This window comes from Pseudomonas orientalis, assembly GCF_001439815.1.
In the GTDB taxonomy this organism is placed as follows: domain Bacteria; phylum Pseudomonadota; class Gammaproteobacteria; order Pseudomonadales; family Pseudomonadaceae; genus Aquipseudomonas; species Aquipseudomonas orientalis.
On the sequence record NZ_JYLM01000025.1, the window covers coordinates 1 to 1,447 of the forward strand.

General features: G+C 51.2%; 1 protein-coding gene. It reads left to right on the top strand.

Annotated elements, in window-relative coordinates; genetic code table 11:
• Nucleotides 1-40 precede the first annotated feature (40 nt).
• A protein-coding gene (locus TU82_RS28505; protein WP_156421707.1) for an IS3 family transposase occupies nucleotides 41-1,413 on the top strand; the annotation gives its coding sequence in 2 pieces (ribosomal slippage) (nucleotides 41-512 and nucleotides 512-1,413; 1,374 coding nt in all).
• Nucleotides 1,414-1,447: the final 34 nt, after the last annotated feature.

Genomic DNA, 1,447 nt, shown 5'->3' on the forward strand with positions numbered 1-1,447 from the left:
TGAACTGACCCCCAAAGGTTGGACACAACTTGGGGGTGTCATGGTTAAGTATACAGAACAGGCAAAACTCGCGGCGGTGCAGGACTATTGCGCAGGCAGTGCTGGCTTGAGGGATGTTGCACACCGTCACAATGTGGACTTTTCATCCCTTCGCCAGTGGGTTGCGGCCTATCAGGTACATGGTGCTGCCGGGGTGAAGCAGAAAAAGCTGAAGCGCTACAGTAACGACTTCAAACTGTCTGCTTTAAAACGTATGCGTGAAGAGCAACTGTCCTATCGGCAGACGGCAGCCTTGTTCGACATCCGTCAATTCGGCATCATCGGCCTCTGGGAGCGCCGCTTTGATGAGGGCGGTTTTGATGCCCTTACCAAGCAGCCTAGTAGAGTCGGACGTCCGAAAAAAATGCCAACCACCATTGCTCCTGTTCAACCCAACTCACCCGATGACGAGTCCCGCTCACGCGATGACTTGCTTGCTGAGGTGAAGCAGTTGCGGATGGAGAACGACTACCTAAAAAAGCTCGATGCCTTGGTCCAAGAGAAGACACGATTAGCGCAGCAGAAAAAGCGCAAGTCGTAACAGGACTGAGGTCGCAGCACTCTCTCGCAAGTCTGTTGAAGTTTGCCGGTTTGTCACGCAGCACCTTTTACTATCAGCAAAAGGTACTCCATGCGGCTGATAAGTACGCTGAGCTGAAGGACAAGATTCGTTCGACGTTCGATGAGCATAAGGGCCGGTATGGCTATCGCCGTATAACGGCTGCGGTACGGAGCGCTGGCTATCTCGTCAATCACAAGACGGTTCAGCGGCTGATGGCGCAGCTTCAGCTCAAGAGCTTGGTGCGGGTGAAAAAATACCGAGCCTATAAGGGTGAGGTAGGCAAGGTAGCGCCTAACCTTTTGAAGCGGGAGTTTGAAGCTGCGTCCCCCAATCAAAAGTGGGTAACCGACGTTACAGAGTTCAAAGTTGGAGGTCAGAAGCTTTATCTGTCGCCCGTTTTGGATCTATACAACGGAGAAATCATTTCCTACGAGGTTGCCAGAAGGCCGCTGTTCGATATGGTCGGGAAGATGCTCAACGGTGCATTCAAACGACTTCAGCCGCATGAAAAACCGGTCTTGCACTCAGACCAAGGTTGGCAGTATCGAATGCCAATTTACTTGCAGGCTCTCAAAAACTGCTCCGTTACGCCGAGCATGTCGCGCAAGGGTAACTGCTATGACAATGCGGCCATGGAGAGTTTCTTCGGCACACTGAAGTCAGAATTTTTTTATCTGAATAAATTTAACGACCTTGATGAGCTTCACGCAGGCATCGACGAGTACATCCAGTATTACAATCACTCGCGTATCAGATTGAAGCTAAACGGCCTGAGTCCTGTTGAATACAGAACTCAGGCCGCTCAGGCGTAGACAGAAAATCGTCCAGCTTTGTGGGGTCAGTTCA